Source organism: Methylobacterium sp. E-012, assembly GCF_057836545.1.
Window position 1 is genome coordinate 1,271,726 of record NZ_JBYQEY010000001.1, and the last position, 17,742, is coordinate 1,289,467.

The 17,742-nt window shown below is 68.4% G+C and carries 15 protein-coding genes; 9 read left to right on the top strand and 6 right to left on the bottom strand.

Annotated elements, in window-relative coordinates; translation table 11 throughout:
• The first annotated feature begins 110 nt into the window (after positions 1-110).
• The 6 genes from AC3IF1_RS06000 (at position 111) to AC3IF1_RS06025 (ending at position 7,304) form a co-directional block, all read left to right on the top strand.
• A complete protein-coding gene (locus tag AC3IF1_RS06000) occupies positions 111-584 on the top strand; it encodes a MerR family transcriptional regulator (RefSeq protein ID WP_489216516.1) in 474 nt (157 codons plus the stop codon).
• 79 nt (positions 585-663) lie between these two features.
• Complete coding sequence (locus AC3IF1_RS06005) at positions 664-1,083, top strand: hypothetical protein (protein ID WP_489216518.1); 420 nt, start codon at positions 664-666, stop codon at positions 1,081-1,083.
• 214 nt (positions 1,084-1,297) lie between these two features.
• Positions 1,298-1,741: an Ig-like domain-containing protein gene (locus tag AC3IF1_RS06010; RefSeq protein WP_243964697.1), complete on the top strand. Its 444-nt coding sequence runs from the start codon at positions 1,298-1,300 to the stop codon at positions 1,739-1,741.
• Between the two features lie 219 nt (positions 1,742-1,960).
• A complete protein-coding gene (locus tag AC3IF1_RS06015; protein ID WP_243964696.1) occupies positions 1,961-3,913 on the top strand; it encodes a PrkA family serine protein kinase in 1,953 nt (650 codons plus the stop codon).
• Positions 3,914-4,169: 256 nt separating this feature from the next.
• Entirely contained in the window at positions 4,170-5,471 is a 1,302-nt protein-coding gene (locus tag AC3IF1_RS06020; protein ID WP_243964694.1) for a YeaH/YhbH family protein, read from the top strand.
• 261 nt (positions 5,472-5,732) lie between these two features.
• A complete protein-coding gene (locus AC3IF1_RS06025) occupies positions 5,733-7,304 on the top strand; it encodes a SpoVR family protein (protein ID WP_243971903.1) in 1,572 nt (523 codons plus the stop codon).
• Positions 7,305-7,326: 22 nt separating this feature from the next.
• Here AC3IF1_RS06025 and AC3IF1_RS06030 read toward each other — a convergent pair whose 3' ends face one another.
• The 4 genes from AC3IF1_RS06030 to AC3IF1_RS06045 all read right to left on the bottom strand — a co-directional run bounded on the left by AC3IF1_RS06030 (position 7,327) and on the right by AC3IF1_RS06045 (position 12,120).
• Entirely contained in the window at positions 7,327-8,898 is a 1,572-nt protein-coding gene (locus AC3IF1_RS06030) for an alkaline phosphatase D family protein (protein ID WP_489216521.1), read from the bottom strand.
• 618 nt (positions 8,899-9,516) lie between these two features.
• Positions 9,517-10,980, bottom strand: coding sequence for a hypothetical protein (locus AC3IF1_RS06035; protein ID WP_489216523.1), 1,464 nt, complete (start codon positions 10,978-10,980; stop codon positions 9,517-9,519).
• Positions 10,981-11,356: 376 nt separating this feature from the next.
• A complete protein-coding gene (locus AC3IF1_RS06040) occupies positions 11,357-11,644 on the bottom strand; it encodes a hypothetical protein (protein ID WP_489216525.1) in 288 nt (95 codons plus the stop codon).
• Between the two features lie 158 nt (positions 11,645-11,802).
• Positions 11,803-12,120, bottom strand: coding sequence for a hypothetical protein (locus AC3IF1_RS06045; protein WP_489216527.1), 318 nt, complete (start codon positions 12,118-12,120; stop codon positions 11,803-11,805).
• A 492-nt stretch (positions 12,121-12,612) separates the two neighbouring features.
• Here AC3IF1_RS06045 and gpmI point away from each other — a divergent pair, with 492 nt between their 5' ends.
• The 3 genes from gpmI to AC3IF1_RS06060 all read left to right on the top strand — a co-directional run bounded on the left by gpmI (position 12,613) and on the right by AC3IF1_RS06060 (position 17,107).
• On the top strand, positions 12,613-14,118 hold the full coding sequence (gene gpmI, locus AC3IF1_RS06050; RefSeq protein WP_489220330.1) for a 2,3-bisphosphoglycerate-independent phosphoglycerate mutase: 1,506 nt from the start codon (positions 12,613-12,615) through the stop codon (positions 14,116-14,118).
• Between the two features lie 369 nt (positions 14,119-14,487).
• Positions 14,488-15,903 carry a lipopolysaccharide biosynthesis protein gene (locus AC3IF1_RS06055; protein WP_489216529.1) on the top strand — a complete coding sequence of 472 codons (1,416 nt, stop codon included), beginning with the start codon at positions 14,488-14,490 and terminating at the stop codon, positions 15,901-15,903.
• Between the two features lie 10 nt (positions 15,904-15,913).
• Positions 15,914-17,107, top strand: a complete 1,194-nt coding sequence (locus AC3IF1_RS06060; RefSeq protein WP_489216531.1) for a GNAT family N-acetyltransferase — start codon at positions 15,914-15,916, stop codon at positions 17,105-17,107.
• Here the strand turns inward: AC3IF1_RS06060 and AC3IF1_RS06065 are convergent.
• The gene (locus AC3IF1_RS06065; RefSeq protein WP_489216533.1) at positions 17,043-17,399 is read right to left on the bottom strand and encodes a hypothetical protein; all 357 of its coding nucleotides are present in this window, start codon (positions 17,397-17,399) and stop codon (positions 17,043-17,045) included. The two genes, AC3IF1_RS06060 and AC3IF1_RS06065, sit on opposite strands and share 65 nt — an antisense overlap.
• An 18-nt stretch (positions 17,400-17,417) precedes the next feature.
• Positions 17,418-17,645 carry a hypothetical protein gene (locus AC3IF1_RS06070; RefSeq protein ID WP_243973268.1) on the bottom strand — a complete coding sequence of 76 codons (228 nt, stop codon included), beginning with the start codon at positions 17,643-17,645 and terminating at the stop codon, positions 17,418-17,420.
• Between the last annotated feature and the right edge of the window lie 97 nt (positions 17,646-17,742).

Below are 17,742 nucleotides of genomic sequence, written 5' to 3' on the forward strand. Positions count from 1 at the left end.
CGGTGCCGGCGGCGCCAGGGCGGCAAACAATATTCTCTTCGCCCCCCGGGAAGGCTTGAGCCTGGCCCCGCGGACCGGCAAGATCGACGCCCGCGCCGCATCAGACCGCCATGCCCCCAGCCCTCGCCGCCGAACAGACCGCCGAGACCGGCGAGAAGAGCGCCCACGCGTTCCGCACGATCAGCGAGGTCGCGGAGGAACTCGATGTGCCCCAGCATGTCCTGCGCTTCTGGGAGACCCGATTCGGCCAGATCCGGCCCGTGAAGCGGGCGGGCGGACGGCGCTATTACCGGCCCCAGGATATCGAGCTCGTCGCCGGCATCCGCCAGCTCCTGTATGTGCAGCGCTACACGATCGCGGGGGCGCAGCGGGTGCTCAAGGAGAACGGCGTCCGCTTCGTCCAGGCCGTCGGCCGCGGCGAGGCGGTGGCGGCCGAGCCCCTGGTCCAGGAGGCCGAGGCGGCGGCCTCTGACGGCACGCTCGCGGCCTCGGATCGCGCGGCGCTGGCGGAGGCGCTCCGGGAACTGCGCGCCTGCCGCGCCCTGCTCGACGACCTGCGCGTCCTGCCAGACACGGAGGCGTAAGACCCCCGGCCCGGCGGCGCGGCAGCGCTCTTGCAACTGCGTGGCGAACTTTCCGGCAGGAACTCGCGTTGTCGCCCGCATGCCCGCGTCCAAATACAAGCTGTCGCCCAGCCAGGAACTGATGGCCCGCATCATGCGGATCGTCCGCACCTGTCCGGAGGCGGCCTCCGAAGTGCTGGAACTGATGTTCCTGGTCAGTCAGATCGAGGCGGCCACCACGGTCGACCGGGAGTATCGCGACGCGCGGCGGGTGATCAGCCGCCTGCGCAACCCCCTCTGGGAGATGGGGCCCAGCGACCGGGATAAGCTGCTCGCGGCCGCCGAGACGATCCGCCGGGTCTGCCGCCTCGCCGAGCAGGACATCCCCCCGACGCCCATCGCCGAGGCCGGGGAGCGCACCCGGGTCGAGGCGCGGCTCGCCGCCGCCCTGGCGGGGGAGTTCGATGCCGCGCAGATCGCCCGCGTCACCGGCGTCGTGGCGGCGGTGCTCCAGGATTAGAGCGCGCGCCGCCGAACCGGACGCGGTTCGGCGCGACGACTTGAGGGCTTGGGGCCGGTCGCGATCGCCGCGCGATCGGGAAAGGCGCCCCGGCAGGTGCCGGCTGCCCTCGACGCCCGTCCCGGGCGTCCCCACATGGTCCTTGACCGATGGACGGGGCGCCCGGAGATGGGTCCGGAGATCGCGCCCGCTTCGGCACCGGAGAGACGCTGTCATGATCGCCCTTCGTCCGCTCGCCGCGCTGCTTGCCGGAAGCCTCGCCTTCGCCGGGCCGGCGCTGGCCCAGTCCCCGGCGAGCCGATCCAAGACCGTCGCCCCCGGCAAGACGGTGCGGCTGGAGATCGCCCCCAACCTCAAGAAGGACTGTTCTCCTGGACCGATGCCCGAGTTCAAGGTCTCCGGGCCGCCGAAGAACGGCTCGGTGATCACCAGGGTCGGCAAGCTGAAAACGCCGGCGAGCTATCGCTGCCCCAACAAGGAGGCCGCCGTCCAGGCGCTGTTCTATCAGCCCAACACCGGTTTCACCGGATCCGACGAGGTGACTTTCGAAGTGAAGGGCGCCGACGGGCAAGTCCAGACGCAGACCGTCAAAATCACGGTCGGCGCAGCCGGGGCCAAGTCGGGTGACGATGCCAAGAAAGAGGGCACCGATCTGTGAGTCGCGGCACAGATCCGCGACGCCTGCGCAGTTTTGCGGCCCTCGACAGGCGTCCTGAGACGGCACAGAGTCTCGGCTCCGCGGCCTTCAGGTGCCGGAGGTGTTGCAAGCAATCGACATGCCGGGCGCCTTGCTCGCCGCACTGCGACAAAAGCGGGCCTGTCGGTTGCATCCGAGCCGATACAGGATGAAGCTGTCACGGTCTGAGAGGGTTATCGAATGCCGATGCATGCGACGAACGACCTTTTCCAGAGCTTCGCCCGAGGGTACGAGGCCCGCCGCGACACGGAGATGACGCTCTCCGAGTACCTCGAAGCCTGTCGCGACGAACCGCTGATGTATGCCTCGGCCGCCGAGCGCATCCTGGCGGCGATCGGCGAGCCCGAATTCGTGGACACCTCCAAGGATTCGCGCCTCGGCCGGATCTTCATGAACCGGACGATCCGGACCTACCCGGCCTTCCGCGAGTTCTACGGGATGGAGGAGACGATCGAGCGGATCGTCTCGTTCTTCCGCCACGCCGCGCAGGGGCTGGAGGAGCGCAAGCAGATCCTCTACCTGCTCGGACCGGTCGGCGGCGGCAAGTCGTCGCTCGCCGAGCGGCTGAAGCTGCTGATGGAGGTCCACCCGGTCTACGTGCTCAAGGCCGGGGACGAGGTCTCGCCGGTCTTCGAGAGCCCGCTGGGACTGTTCGACCCCGAGACCATGGGCGAGGAGATCCAGCGCCGCTACGGCGTCCCGCGGCGACGGCTCACCGGCCTGATGAGCCCCTGGGCACTCAAGCGCCTCGACGAGTTCAACGGCGACATCTCCCGGTTCAAGGTGATCAAGGTCCGGCCTTCGCGCCTGCGCCAGATCGCCATCGCCAAGACCGAGCCGGGGGACGAGAACAACCAGGACATCTCCTCGCTGGTCGGCAAGGTCGATATCCGCCGCCTGGAGACCCTGTCCCAGGCCGATCCCGACGCCTACTCGTATTCGGGCGGCCTGAACCGGGCGAACCAGGGCGTCCTCGAATTCGTCGAGATGTTCAAGGCGCCGATCAAGATGCTGCACCCCCTGCTCACCGCGACGCAGGAGGGCAATTACGTCGGCACCGAGAATATCGGCGCGATCCCGTTCACCGGCGTGATCCTGGCCCACTCGAACGAGTCCGAGTGGCAGACCTTCAAGACCAACAAGAACAACGAGGCCTTCATCGACCGGATCTACGTGATCAAGGTCCCGTACTGCCTCCGGGTCACGGAGGAGCAGCACATCTACGAGAAGCTGATCTCCAGCTCGGAACTGTCCGATGCGGCCTGCGCCCCGGGCACGCTGGAGATGCTGGCGCGCTTCTCGGTGCTGTCGCGCCTGCGGGAGCACGCCAATTCCAACGCCTTCTCGAAGATGCGGGTCTATGACGGCGAATCGCTCCGCGAGGTCGATCCCCGCGCCCGCTCGATGCAGGAGTACAAGGACACCGCCGGCGTCGACGAGGGCATGGACGGGATCTCCACCCGCTTCGCCTTCAAGGTGCTGGCGGCGACCTTCAACCACGACACCACCGAGGTCTCGGCCGATCCGGTGCACCTGATGTACGTGCTGGAGCAGTCGCTCAAGCGCGAGCAGCTCCCGCCCGAGACCGAGAAGAAGTACCTGGAATTCATCAAGACCGAGCTGGCCCCGCGCTACGCGGAGTTCATCGGCCACGAGATCCAGAAGGCCTACCTCGAATCGTACCACGATTACGGGCAGAACCTGTTCGACCGGTACATCGACTATGCCGACGCCTGGATCGAGGACCAGGACTTCAAGGACGCGGAGACCGGCCAGCTCATGAACCGGGAGCTCCTGAACCAGGAGCTGACGAAGATCGAGAAGCCCGCCGGGATCGCCAACCCGAAGGACTTCCGCAACGAGGTCGTGAAGTTCGCCCTGCGCTCCCGGGCCCAGCATGGCGGCCGCAACCCGAGCTGGACCAGCTACGAGAAGCTGCGCGAGGTGATCGAACGGCGGATGTTCTCCCAGGTGGAGGAGCTGCTGCCGGTGATCTCCTTCGGCTCGAAGAAGGATGGCGACACCGAGAAGAAGCACGGCGAGTTCGTCGACCGCATGGTGGCGCGCGGCTACACCGAGCGGCAGGTCCGCCGCCTGGTGGAATGGTACATGCGGGTGAAGCAGGCCGGCTGAGGGACGAAGAATCCGCCCGGGGCCAGCCCGGGCGGACAAGTTTCGGACCCTCCGCCGCCATAGTTTCGGACGACCGGCCGGCGAGGCTCGCAAGCATGACGTGGGAAAAGGGAAAACCGCTTTTCCGAACACATCATGCGGGAGCGGCGCGTTAGACCAGACTGTGCGAAAGAGGGAAGACTCTTTCGGACGGCAGCATGGTATAACGGGAGGCTAGAACCGGCCGGACCACGCGGGACGAGGGTTTTCGCAGCGGATGCACATCGTCGACCGACGCCTGAACCCGGGGGGCAAGAGCCTCCCCAACCGGCAGCGCTTCCTGCGGCGCGTGAAGGATGTCGCCCAGCGCGCGGTGCGGGAATCCGCCCGCGAGAAGGACATCAAGGATCTCGGCAAGGACGGCCGCGTCACCGTGCCCGCGGACGGCGTGCGCGAGCCCCGCTTCTCCCGCCAGCCGGGCACCGGCCTGCAGGATCACATCCTGCCGGGCAACAAGACCTACGTGGAGGGCGACACGATCGAGCGGCCGCCGGGCGGCGGCGGTGGGCGCGGCTCCGGCGAGGGCGGGGAGGGCGGCGAGAACAGCGAGGACGCGTTCCGGTTCGTGCTCACCCGCGAGGAGTTCCTGGAACTCTTCCTGGAGGATCTGGAGCTTCCGGACCTCGCCAAGCGCCGCCTCGCGGTGGTGGACACGGAGGGGCTGCGCCGGGCCGGCTACACGGTGACCGGCTCCCCCGCCAACCTCGCGCTCACCCGTACCCTGCGCAACTCGATGTCGCGGCGCATCGCCCTCAAGCGGCCGAAGCCCGACGAGGTCGCCGCCCTGGTGGCGCGGCTCGACGCCCTGCCGGAGGGCGATCCGGAGCGGCCGGACGTGGAGGAGGCGCTGCTGAAGCTGCGCGAGCGGTCGAAGCGAATCCCCTATGTCGACCCGATCGACCTGCGCTTCCGCCGGTTCGAGCCGTATCCGCGGCCGATCGCGCAGGCCGTGATGTTCTGCCTGATGGACGTGTCCGGCTCGATGACCGAGCACATGAAGGACCTCGCCAAGCGGTTTTACATCCTGCTGCACATCTTCCTGACGCGCCGCTATCGCCACGTGGAGATCGTGTTCATCCGCCACACCGACCGGGCCACCGAGGTCGACGAGGAAACCTTCTTCGGCTCCCGCGAGACCGGCGGTACGCTGGTCTCCTCGGCGCTCGTGGAGATGAAGCGCATCATCGCCGAGCGCTACGACCCCAACGACTGGAACATCTACGCCGCCCAGGCCTCGGACGGCGACAACGTCTCCTCCGACGCGCCGACCTCGACGGACCTCCTGCGGGCGCATATCCTGCCGGCCTGCCAGCACTTCGCCTATCTGGAGGTCGGCGACGAGAACGGCCCCCGCGCCGGGTTCGTGGAGCACCGCACCACCCTGTGGCGGACCTACGAGGCGATCGCCAAGGCCGGCGGCCCGATCGCCATGCGCAAGGTCAACCACCGGCGGGAGATCTACCCGGTGTTCCGCGAGCTGTTCGGCCGCAAGGACGCCAAGGCCGAGGCGGAGGCGTGAGATGACCCGCGCCGCGTCTCCATCCCCCCTCTGCGGGGGAGGGTGGCCCCCGAAGGGGGTCGGGAGAGGGGAGCCCGGCTTCCGGAAGGGGCGCAGCTCTCGTGTAGGCCAGAGCTTCGTTCTGCACCCTCGCTCCCCTCTTGCGGGACTTCGTCCCGGCCCGACCCCTGCTGACGCAGGGGCCACCCTCCCCCGCAGAGGGGGGAGGGAGCTCCCGTCCCGCGCCGGTGCGGGGCACGGTCCGAAGACACGGGAGGCCGCATGACGCTCGTCAAGGCACGGACGCCCCAGATCATCTCCGGTGGCCAGAAACCCCTGTTCACCGGCAACGACTGGGATTTCGACACCATCCGGCGGATCCACGACGCCTGCGAGGCGGTGGCCGGGCCGCAGCTCGGCCTGTCCTGGTATCCGAACCAGATCGAGATCATCACGGCCGAGCAGATGCTCGACGCCTACGCGTCGATCGGCATGCCGCTGTTCTACAAGCACTGGTCGTTCGGCAAGCACTTCGCCCAGCACGAGGCCGGCTATCGCCGGGGCCTGATGGGGCTCGCCTACGAGATCGTCATCAACTCCGACCCGTGCATCTCCTACGTGATGGAGGAGAACACGGCGACCATGCAGACGCTGGTCATCGCCCACGCGGCCTTCGGCCACAACCACTTCTTCAAGAACAACTACCTGTTCCGGCAATGGACGGATGCCGAAGGGATCTTGGATTACCTCGACTTCGCCAAGGGCTTCATCACCCGCTGCGAGGAGCGCTACGGCCACCAGGCGGTCGAGCAGATGCTCGATGCCGCCCACGCGCTGATGAGCCAGGGCGTCCACCGCTATCCGCGCAAGAAGCGGCCGGACCTCGCCTCGGAGCAGCGGCGGGAGCGTGAGCGGATCGAGCACGGCGAGCAGATCTACAACGACCTGTGGCGGACCCTGCCGCAGAAGGTCGGCGCGGTGCGGCCGGACCTGGTCGCCGAGCGGCGCAAGGCCCTGCTCGAACTGCCGCAGGAGAATATCCTCTACTTCCTGGAGAAGGTCGCCCCCCGGCTGCGCCCGTGGCAGCGCGAGATCCTGCGGATCGTCCGCCTCGTCGCGCAGTATTTCTACCCGCAGCGCCAGACCAAGGTGATGAACGAGGGCTGCGCCACCTACGTCCATTACCGGATCATGAACGCGCTCTCGGCGCAGGGTCAGATCGGCGAAGCCGCCTATCTGGAGTTCCTCCAGTCGCACACCAACGTCATCCGGCAGCCGAACTACGACGACCGCTCGTATGGCGGCCACAACCCCTACGCGATCGGCTTCGCGATGATGCAGGACATCGCCCGCATCGTGGAGCAGCCCACCGACGAGGACCGGGACTGGTTCCCCGAGATCGCCGGCACCGGCGATCCGATGGCGGTTTTGCGCGATTGCTGGGAGAATTACCGCGACGAGAGCTTCATCCAGCAGTTCCTGTCGCCCAAGCTGATGCGCGACCTGCGCCTGTTCCACGTGGTCGACGACCCGGAGGAGCCGGAACTGCGGGTGGAGGCGATCCACGATGAGCGCGGCTACCGCAAGATGCGCCGGTCCTTCGCCCGCCAGTACGACGTCGCGTGGCTCGATCCCGACATTGAGGTGGTGGACGTGGATCTCGAGGGCGACCGGCGCCTGATCCTGCACCACAAGGCGATCAACAAGATCACCCTGCAGAAGGAGGACGCCAAGCGCGTGCTCCAGCACCTCGCCGACCTCTGGGGCTACGACGTGGTGCTCAAGGAGGTCGAGCCGGCCACCGGCACGGTGCTCGGCGAGATCACCGCCAGCGCGCGGCCGATCTTCTTCTGATCGCGCCCCGCGCGGGGCACCGTCACGCCTTCGCGGGATCCAGGGTGACGTGCCAGAGGTCGGTGTCGGCCGCGTCCTTCAGCGTCACGGTCATCTGCTCGGTGGCGCCGTCGACCGCCACATGGCCGAAGAACTGGTAGCCCGCGGCCGGCGACAGGTTGACCTGCCCCTTGTCGGGCGCCTTCACGAAGCGCAGCTGCGGGCCGAACGTGTCGTCGAGGGCGTTTGGGCCGAAGGTGCCGGCGTGCAGCGGCCCGGAGACGAACTCCCAGAACGGGTCGAAATCCTGAAACTGCGCCTTGCCGGGGTCGTAGTAATGCGCCGCCGTGTAGTGCACGTCGGCCGTGAGCCAGACGGTGTTGCGGATCCCGGCGCTCTTGATGAAGCGCAACAGGTCGGCGATCTCCAATTCGCGCCCGAGGGGCGGTCCGTCGCCCTGCGCCACCGCCTCCGAACCGAAATTGCGGTCGACGTCGTAGGTCACCACGAGGCCCAGCGGCATGTCGGCGGCGATCACCTTCCAGGTGGCGCGCGAATCGAGCAGCGCCCGCTTCAGCCACGCGATCTGCTGCGGCCCCAGGAAGTAGGCGTCGGGGCCGTATTCCGTCTGGCGGTTCTCACCGTTCGGGCCCCGGTAGGAGCGCATGTCGAGCATGAACACGTCGACCAGCGGGCCGTAGCCGATCCTGCGATAGACCCGGCCGGGCTCCGAAGGCTCGAAGCGCATCGGCATGTATTCGTGGAACGCCCGCGACGCGCGCAGCTGCAGGGCGAGCGCGTTCGGGTCGGTGTATTTCTTCTTCAGGTGCTCGGCCCGGGTCAGGGGCTCGCCCGGCCACCAGTTGTTGGTGACCTCGTGGTCGTCCCATTGCGCCAGGATCGGCACGGCGGCGTTCATCGCCAGCACGTTGCGGTCGGTGAGGTTGTACTTGTGCCGGCCGCGGAATTCTTCCAGCGTCTCGGCGGGCTTGGCGACCGCCTCGGTCACCCGGTTGCGCCAGAGGCTGCCATCGGGCAGCTTCACCTCGGGCTGGATCGGCCCGTCGGCGTAGATCGTGTCGCCGGAATGGATGAAGAAGTCCGGCCGGTTCTTCAGGATGGCGGAATAGATCGTCATGCCGCCGCGGGCATCGTCGATGCCCCAGCCCTGGCCCGCCGTGTCGCCCGACCAGCAGAACGAGACCGAGCGCCGGTCCGCCGGCGCGGTGCGGAACCGCCCGACCTGAGCCGGTCCGACGATCGTCGGCGCGGCGACGTCCTGGAGGCGGACCCGGTAGAACACGTCCTGGCCCGCCGGCAGACCGGTGAGCGCCACCTTCACGGTGCCGTCGGTCTCGGGCAGGGCGTCGGCGAAGACCCCGCCGCGGATCTCGGAGAAGCGCTCGGTGGTCGCCCACTCGATGATCGCCCGGGCGGGCCGGTCGGACCGGGCCCAGACCACGGCCGAGTCGGTGCCGACATCGCCCGATTGCAGCCCGTGGCTCAAGAGCGGCCGGTCGGCGGCGCGGCTCAGGCCGGGGCGCGCGAGGCCGGAGGCCAGACCGACAAGACCGGCGCCTCCGCTGAGAAGGATCTGGCGGCGACTTGCGGACATGAGAGGCCCTCCAACATGCGGCGGCCATGGCAGGGCGCCGCGACAGCCGGATGACGGGCCGGGAGCGCGTGGCGCGAAGGCGCGCACGCGCATCGTCTTTTGCCGAAAGCCGGCGGCCACCCTTCGGGACGATGCTTCAGCGCGGCCGGACGCGCGTCTGCGGACCCCCGTCCGGCGCTGCAGGCAGCGAGATTTCACGTGCCCCTCCACCTGGACAGGCCGGACGTTGAACGGCTCTCCGGGACTTGGGCGGTCGTGGCGATCCGGGTTGCCCGGGAGCGTTCGGATCGCGCGCGAGGATAGGCCTGGATCGTGTTCAGGCAGCCCCTCGCAGGACGGCGCTCCGCCGGCCCAGCCGTGCGCCGCGCGGCGCGAACGGTGCTTCTCGAGGCCGCCTCTCACCGTGATTGAGCCGTTCACCAGGTTGCGAGCGGGCGCAAGCCGCCCCGGGCGAGCGAGCCGAGCCGATGGCGTTTATCGATCGGCTTTCGTTGGTCGATTGGCGTTTGACCCGGACCGTGCGGCCAGCTGCCGGAACGAAGCGCCGGGACCCCTCGTGCCGATGCGCGGTGTTCAGCCTCCGGCGTGAACGCCCCTGTCGCGGTCGGCCATAAGCCGTTATCGCAAATTCCAAGTCCAGCATTTGGCGGACTGATCATAAGCTGCAATCGGTTTCCACCCGAGCGCTCTTACCGAGCTATATTGGGTATCGTCCGTCACCCACGAAAGAAAATCTCGTAAAGACCCTGATTCATCGCCCGCTGAGTGCTGGGTCTCTTGAAGTCTGCGCCATTGGTTGAGGGCGCCTTTAAGCCCGTAATAAGATTCCTTGAACGCGAGCTGCGACTCGAGGACGTAGGAAAGATGATCGAACACGGCCCCGAGCGATTCGGTTTCGGCGTGGGAGAAAGGATTTTCTCTGCCCATGTCGCGAAACTGAACATCGCCCGCGTTATCATATGCCTTCAACAGGATGGGCGGCTCATGAGCATGCCAAATCATCCCGGGCTTATAGTTCCAAACCCTTAGCCACTCTTGGTTGGGGTTTTGAGCATAGTTGTTCCGGGTCGATATGCCCAATTGGGGTCCGACATAGTAATTACACCAGAACCACGCGGCTGTGCGCGACGGATCCGCTAAAAACGCCGATCGCATCGCGATGATTTGCCGGGGGTTCCATAGTTCGTCGGAGTCCAACTGCCACAGGAGGCAGCCTCCATTCAAGTTGGCGAGGGGCGCTCGCACCATTTCGATTTTTCCGTCCCAAAAATGGCCCGGATTTTTCCGATAAACAGTCACGTTGTTCGGAAATCGGTCGGCTATGTCATCGATGTATGCACTCGTGCCGTCAATGCTGCGCCCGTTCGCATGGAAAGATTGCGGAACGTTGCCGCCCGTCGCGACACTCCACGCCGTGTCGTGCGTGAGTTGAGCGACGCCTTCGACGATATGCCAATGCCATTCAAATGGAAGTCTTTGAAACATATGCTCGTGATATCGGATGAATGGCTCGCCATTGAGTACGATTGTAAAGAAATGGACCGGCAATGTCGGCTTCAATGCGCGATGCATAAACAGCGCGTAATCGGTCTCCAAGCTCATATTGGCGAAAGAGTATTTTTTTTCAGAGGCCAGCCTCTGGAAGGCGGCGCGTCCCCCGGCGGTTTTCCGAACGCCATCAAATAAAATGAATTTACATCCGTAAAATTTTCCTATGATGTCCTGTGTTCGAAGATCTTCGCCCGAGACGATGAGGATGTCCGGCGCCTGCGCTGACCTTGAATGACCTCCACCGGTCTCTTCGCGGGCTCGGCCACAATCATTCCCTGGCACTTGGCCAGGCTGCGTGCTTGGCGACGTATCGAATAGTTTTGACGACGGAAATCCGATGATCTTCAAATTTTCCAGATCGCTATCTTTTGTAATGACAGCCAGATTTGTGACGGTATTTTGCAAGAACGCCAAGACATCGCCAAGCGTATCGAGATCCAAATCGCCGGACGGCGTGACCCATGTGCAGGTCAGCCGATCGCGCCGCATAAGACTCCGCATGTCATCCGCTGTATCGAAAGCCTGCGTCACCTCTCGGTCCTCGCGCTTGATTGTGCTGAAGCAAATACTTTAAATTTGTGATCGGCGTAGAGTCTTCGGAAAAATCAGGTCCTGAGTCAAGCATGCTCAAATTAAGCATCAGGCTGCGTTTTTGGCCAATTGTTTTGCAATGTTACTGACGTTGTCAGCATTTCGGTCTAATTTGTACAGGCGCTGCTCGGAACTTAGAGCGGCACAGTGACGGCATTACGGTTGTGCCCGTGCGAAGTCACAGGGTCAGGCGTTTTTTCGTCGAAGCCGCCGCTGCCCTTTGACGTCTCGCGCGCGGCCGTCGGGATGCGGCCGGCCGCCGGATGGGCCAGTCGTCAGAGCGACGTATGCGATGCTGTATCGGGCGTATCCGCCCTTACCGATGGACCGCCGCCACGTCGGAGCGAACGTCGTCCAGCGCGCAGCCGATGCGCTCCAGGGCCAGGGACACCATTTCGGCGGCCTGCGGATCGGCGGCATCCCGCGGCGCTCCGGGGCTGAAGCCGTCCCGCAAATAGGGCATCATCGTGCCGTGAAGCGCCGTGTAGGCACCGGGATTGGACAACTCGTAGACGACTGCGAGAGCATGATAGGCCCGGACCATGATCTCCAGCGCGATATCCGCACTGCGTACGGCCCGCTCGCAATCGTCGCTGTCCATCATCACGCTTGTAGTTTTATTGCTGTCTAGCCGCCAGGTAACACGCTCTTTTAAGACTGTCGACGTTTGGAGCTATTGCTGCCACGGCGCATCGAGGCGGCGGATCATTTATCGCCGGATTATGGCTCGACTGCAACACTTGCCGATCTCGGCGCGCGAAATCAAGTAATGGTCTGACCGCGCATATGCCGGGATGGCCGAATCATTGCCGCGATCTTGTTCTCGGCCTCGGTCAGGATGCTGTTCACAAGGTGAGACGCGCCCTCGACGGTCCCGGCGGTGAGAGTTTCGCCCCGGTTCATGTCCTGGACGATGCGGAAATTGTCCTCGACGAACGCGCGGATCTTTCGCTGAACGTCGTCGAACTCCCCCGGATGAGCCGTTTCGTAGAGAAGTGCCAGAGCCAGGTAGGCCCGGCCGACCATGTCGAGTGCCAGATCCGCGCTCGTCTCGGAACTCACGATTTCGGGCGAGGACACGGCAGGTGAATCCCTGTCAAGCACATTCGACAAGTTAGCACGACCTGGAAGCCGCGCCAATCAGTCAAGGTATTCTCGCTCCGGTTATCCCTGGTCAGTCTCCAGGGGGGGGCTTCGAGGTCATCGGGTCGCCGCCATCGACGATCCGAGCCGGAAAATCGGACGGTCGCCGGGATCCGGCGGGTCGGGGGGCGCCCGCGGTCCCGTTGATGCCGCGGTCCCGTTGATGCCGCGGTCCCGTCGATGCCGCGGTCCCGTCGATGCCGCGGTCCCGTCGATGCCGCGGTCCCGTTGATGCGTAGTCGGCGCTGTCAGAATCGGGACGCTTTCGCATGGCCGTGACCGGATCCGCCTCCGCGGCTGTGGTCTCGCGCGGCCAAGCCGATTATCGACACGCGCATGGGTCCGGCCTCGCGCGGCCCGCAGGACCCGGCTGCGCGCCGAAAGCCCAGGAGAGTCGTGACCGTGCCCGACAGCACCCCGCGCCCCGTGATGCTCGTGATCCTCGACGGATGGGGCCTCCGGGAGGAGATCGCCGACAACGCCGTCGGCCAGGCCCGGACGCCGGTCTTCGACGGGCTGATGCGGGAGCGCCCCCGGGCGCGGCTGCGGACCTTCGGGGCCGATGTCGGCCTGCCCGAGGGGCAGATGGGCAATTCCGAAGTCGGCCATCTCAATATCGGCGCCGGCCGCGTGGTCCTGCAGGATCTGCCGCGCATCGACACCGCCGTCGCGGACGGGTCGCTGGCCGCGAACCCGGCCCTGGGCCGGTTCATCGAGCGCCTGCGCGCCTCCGGCGGGACCTGCCACCTCGTCGGCCTCCTGTCCCCGGGCGGCGTCCACGCCCATCAGGACCACGCGGTGGCGCTAGCCCGCCTGCTGGTCGCGGCGGGCGTGCCGGTCCGGCTCCACGGCTTCACGGACGGGCGCGACATGCCGCCCCGTTCCGCCGCCGCCTGCATCGCCGCGGTGGAGACCGCCCTGCCGCCGGGGGCGCGGATCGCCACCCTGTGCGGCCGCTATTTCGGGATGGACCGCGACCGGCGCTGGGAGCGGGTCCAGATCGCCTACGATGCCCTCACCGCCGGGCGCGGGACCCGGTTCGCGCGGGCGGGGCAGGCGGTTGCCGCGGCCTACGCGGCGGACGTCTCGGACGAGTTCATGCGGCCCGCCGTCATCGGCGACTTCGCCGGCATGCGCGACGGCGACGGCCTCCTGAGCTTCAACTTCCGGGCTGACCGGACCCGGCAGATCCTGGAGGCCCTCCTCGATCCGGCCTTCGCGGGCTTCCCCCGCGCGGGGACGATCCGGTTCGCCGCCGCCCTGGGCATCGTCCAGTACAGCCTCGAGATCGACGCCTTCGCCGAGACCCTGTTCGGGCCCCTCGACCTGCCGAACGGTCTCGGCGAGACGGTCGCCCGGGCCGGGCGGACCCAGCTGCGCATGGCCGAGACGGAGAAGTACCCCCACGTCACCTACTTCATGAACGGCGGGCTCGAGGCTCCCTTCCCGGGCCAGGACGCGGTCCTGGTGCCGTCGCCGAAGGTCGCGACCTACGATCTCCAGCCGGAGATGTCGGCCGCGGAGCTGACCGACCGTGCCGTGGCGGCGATCGGCTCGGGGGCCTACGACCTCATCATCCTGAACTTCGCCAATCCCGACATGGTCGGCCATACCGGCAGCCTCGCGGCCGCCGTGAAGGCCGTGGAGACCGTCGATGCCTGCCTCGGCCGGGTGGTGGAGGCGGTGACGGCCCAGGGCGGGGCGCTGCTCATCACCGCCGACCACGGCAATTGCGAGACGATGCGCGATCCCGAGACCGGCGAGCCGCACACCGCCCACACCCTCAACCCGGTCCCCGTGACGCTCGTGGGCGTCGACGGGGTGTCCCTGGCCGATGGCCGGCTGGCCGACGTGGCCCCGACGCTGCTGGCCCTGATGGGCCTTGACCAGCCGGCCGAGATGACCGGCACGTCCCTGATCCGGCGGGCGGGCTGATGGCCCGGCATGGCGGCTGCACCGGTCGGGCCGTCATGCATCAGGCTCTCGCCATACGTCCCGTCGCGGGACCGGACCGTGCCAGGGCGGGGCAGGGTTGGCGCATGCCTGTGAAGGATCCGCGCGCCCGCCCTGGCCGCTCGGGAGCGCGGGCTCAGAAAAGGGCGTGGCCCTCATGAAGGCTTACGCTTCCTTCTGCACCGTCGCTCCCCCCTTGTGGGACTTCGTCCCGACCCGATCCCCTTCGGGGGCCACCCTCCCCCGCAGAGGGGGGAGGGTGATGCGCGGTGTCCGCGCCCTGCTTCAATCCGGGCCTGTGAAAATCATAGGCCAGCGGGGCGAGAGGACACGAGCCTCCGAGCCACGATCATGATCGCCCGGCACAGCCTGATCTATGTCGGCTCGCGCGGCTTCGCCGCCGCCCTGAACATGGCCTCGGTGGCGGTGTTCACCCGGCTCGCGCCGGCGGCGAGCTACGGCACCTACCTGTACGTCCTGTCCTGGGCGCTGGTGCTCTACGGGGCGACCTGCCAGTGGCCGAAATTCGCGTTCTTCGCCCTCTACGACGAGGCCCGCGAGCCCGCCCAGATCGGCACCGTGGTGCGCATCCTGGCCGGTACGCTGCTGCTGGCCGGGCTCGGCAGCGTGCTGGCGGCCGGGCTCGGCCTGGTTCCGGGCCGGATGGCGGCCGCGATCCTGGCGCTGGCCTGCGGCACCACCCTGTTCGAGGGCGCTACCGAGATCGCGCGCACGCGCCTGCGGGTCGGGGCGGTGGCGGCCTCGGTGATGAGCCGGGCGGTCCTGATCCTCGGCCTCGGCAGCCTGGCGCTGCACCGCGCGGCCGATCCGCTCGACCTCGCCTTCGCGGTGGCGACCGCCAACGCGGTCGCCTCGCTCCCGGCCGCCGCCACCATCGCGCCGATGATGCCCGGCCGCGGCAGCCGGGCTGAGGCCCTGCGCCTGTTCACCTATGGCTGGCCCCTGGTGCTCTCCTTCGGGACCGCGGCCCTGGCCCAGAGCCTCGACCGGCTGATCATCGCCAAGACGGTGGGGCCGGCGGGGCTCGGCGCCTACGGGGCGCTGGCCGACTTCCTGCGGCAGAGCTTCATCGTGTTCGGCGAGGCGATCGCCCTGTCGCTGATCTCGATCGCCAAGCGCGAGGCGCGGACCGGCGGCATGGAGGCGGCCTCGGGGGTGCTGAGCGACGCCGCCCGGGCGATGACGCTGATCGCGGCCTTCGGCGCCGTGTTCTTCCTCTGCTTCGACGAGCTCGTGGTCACCGTGTTGCTCGGGCCCGACTACCGGGCCGAGGCCCGCCAGCTCGCCCCGGTGCTGGTCCTGGCCAGCATCCTGATGATGTTCCGCGCCTATTATTTCGGACAGGTGATCTACTTCACCCGGACCAGCGGTCTCGAGGCGGCGGCCGCCTTCGCCACCCTGGCCACCGTGGCGGCGCTCTCGCTCCTGCTGATCCCGACCTTCGGCGCCCCCGGGGCGGCGCTCGCCTTCGCCGGGGGGCAGAGCGCGGCCTGCCTCGTGCTGGTGTTCGGCGCGAGGCGGGAGGGCACGACGATGCCGCTGCCCCTGGCCGACATGGCCGGCATCGCCGGGCTCGCCCTGGCCTGCGGCGCCGTGAATGCCGGAATCGCCCTGATGCCGGGCGGCCTCCTGCCCCCGGGGCAGGTGCTGCGCATGGTCCTGCTCGCCGCCGGGGCCGGGGCCGCCGCGTGGCGCTACGACGTGCTGGGCTTCGCGGGCGCGATCCGCCACCGGCTCGCGACCTGACGGCGTCGCAGTGCCGGACACCGCCGCACTCCCGCAGGGCCTGGTCGCGGCGATCCGGCCCCTGGATCCGGCGGCGGCCTGGATCCCGGCCTGGCGGGCGCTGGGCGCCGCCGCCCGCATCCGGAACCCGTTCTACGAGGCGGGCTACGCGCTCGCCGCCCGCGGGGCCTTCGGGGCGGGGGTGCGTCTCCTGATCGTCGCCGACCGGCCCCCCGAGGAGCCGGGCGCGCGGTTCCGCGCCGCCTGGCCGTTCCGGGTGTCGCGGCGACGCTGGGGCCTGCCGCTTCCGCTGCTGATGGGCTGGACCCACGGCTACTGTCCGTTCGGCGCGCCGCTCCTCGACGGCGCCGATCCGGAGACGGCGCTCGCGGGTCTGCTCGCCGCGCCCCGGGCGCTGGGCCTGCCCCCCCGGCTTCTCCTGCCGAACGCCCCCGCCGACGGGCCCCTGGCGCAGCTTCTGGCGGCGCGCGGGGCGGTCCGTGCCGCCTATTGGCCGCATGCCCGCGGCCTGCTCGACCTGACCGCCCGCACGCCGGAGGCGCGGGCGGCCTATCTCGGCCACCTCTCCGGCCAGAGGCGGCGCAAGCTGCGCCGTGCCCAGGCGCGCCTGGAGACGGAGGGCGCCGTGGCCCTGGAGATGGTGGACACGCCGGCCGGCCTCGACCGCGCCCTGGACGAGCACGTCGCCCTCGAAGCGGCCGGCTGGAAGGATCGGGCCGGCACCGGCCTGGGTCAGCGGCCGGCGGAGGTCGCCTTCCTGCGCGCCGCCCTGGCCGATCTCGGCGCCGCGGACGGGGTCCGGATCGCCCGCCTGCGCCGGGCGGGCCGGACGCTCGCCTCCCTGATCCTGCCGGTCACCGGCTCCGAGGCCTGGGTCCTGAAGATCGCCCACGACGAGACGGAAACGGAGGGAGCCCCCGGTGTCCAGCTCGTCCACCGCCTGACCGCGGCGGTGGTTTCCGGCGCGTGGGACATCGACCGGATCGATTCCTGCGCCCCGCCGGATTTCGCCCTCGGCTCCACCTTCTGGACGGAGCGCCGGCCGATCGCCCATCTCCTGGTCGCGGCCGGGCACGATCCCCTGTTCCCGCTGGCCCGGGCGCTGGAGCGGGCTCGCGCGGCCGTGGCCCGGGCCCGCCTCACCAGCCGAACCGGGCGATCTCTCCGAGCCGCGCCCGCGTCGCCGCCTCGTCCCGGCCGATGACCGCGATCCGCCCCGACAGGGCGTAGCAGGTCGCGCAGAACGGCAGCTGTGCCAGCGCGATCCCGTCGTCGCGGGCGCGGGTGACCGAGGCGATCAGGCAGGGCAGGACCGGCTGGTCCGCCGGGGCCGCGAGGCAGGCGGCGCGCGGGCTGCCGAAGACCGGGCGATCCGGCCAGGACAGCAGGAGCGTCGTGCCGCCCCGCCGGTCGGGGGCCGGGGGCAGGGTGTAGCTGCGCAGGAACAGCGCGCAGGCCGCGAGGACGAGGGCCGGCAGGATCAGGGCCGTGCGCATGGCGGGACTCCGGACGCCTCAATCCCCCTCGTCGAAGCGCGAGCGATAGAACACCTCCCGGCCGGCGCCGTCGATGACCCGGACCGCCTGGGCCGGCTCGCCCGACCGCTGCGGCACCCGGGCGCGGGCGAACAGCCGCAGCGCCCGCTCCTGGGCGCCCGCGAGGGTGCCGACGCGCACGGAGATCCGCGTCTGGACCTCGTCGGGTTCCGGTCCGAGGACTTCGATGTGGAAGGTCTCGCGCAAGGGATCCGCCTGATCAGGGGGGCTCCCGCGCCGGGTCACCGGGTCCGGCACGGGAGCGCGACACGACATGGTCTGGGGCCGATCTCGGCGCGAAGTC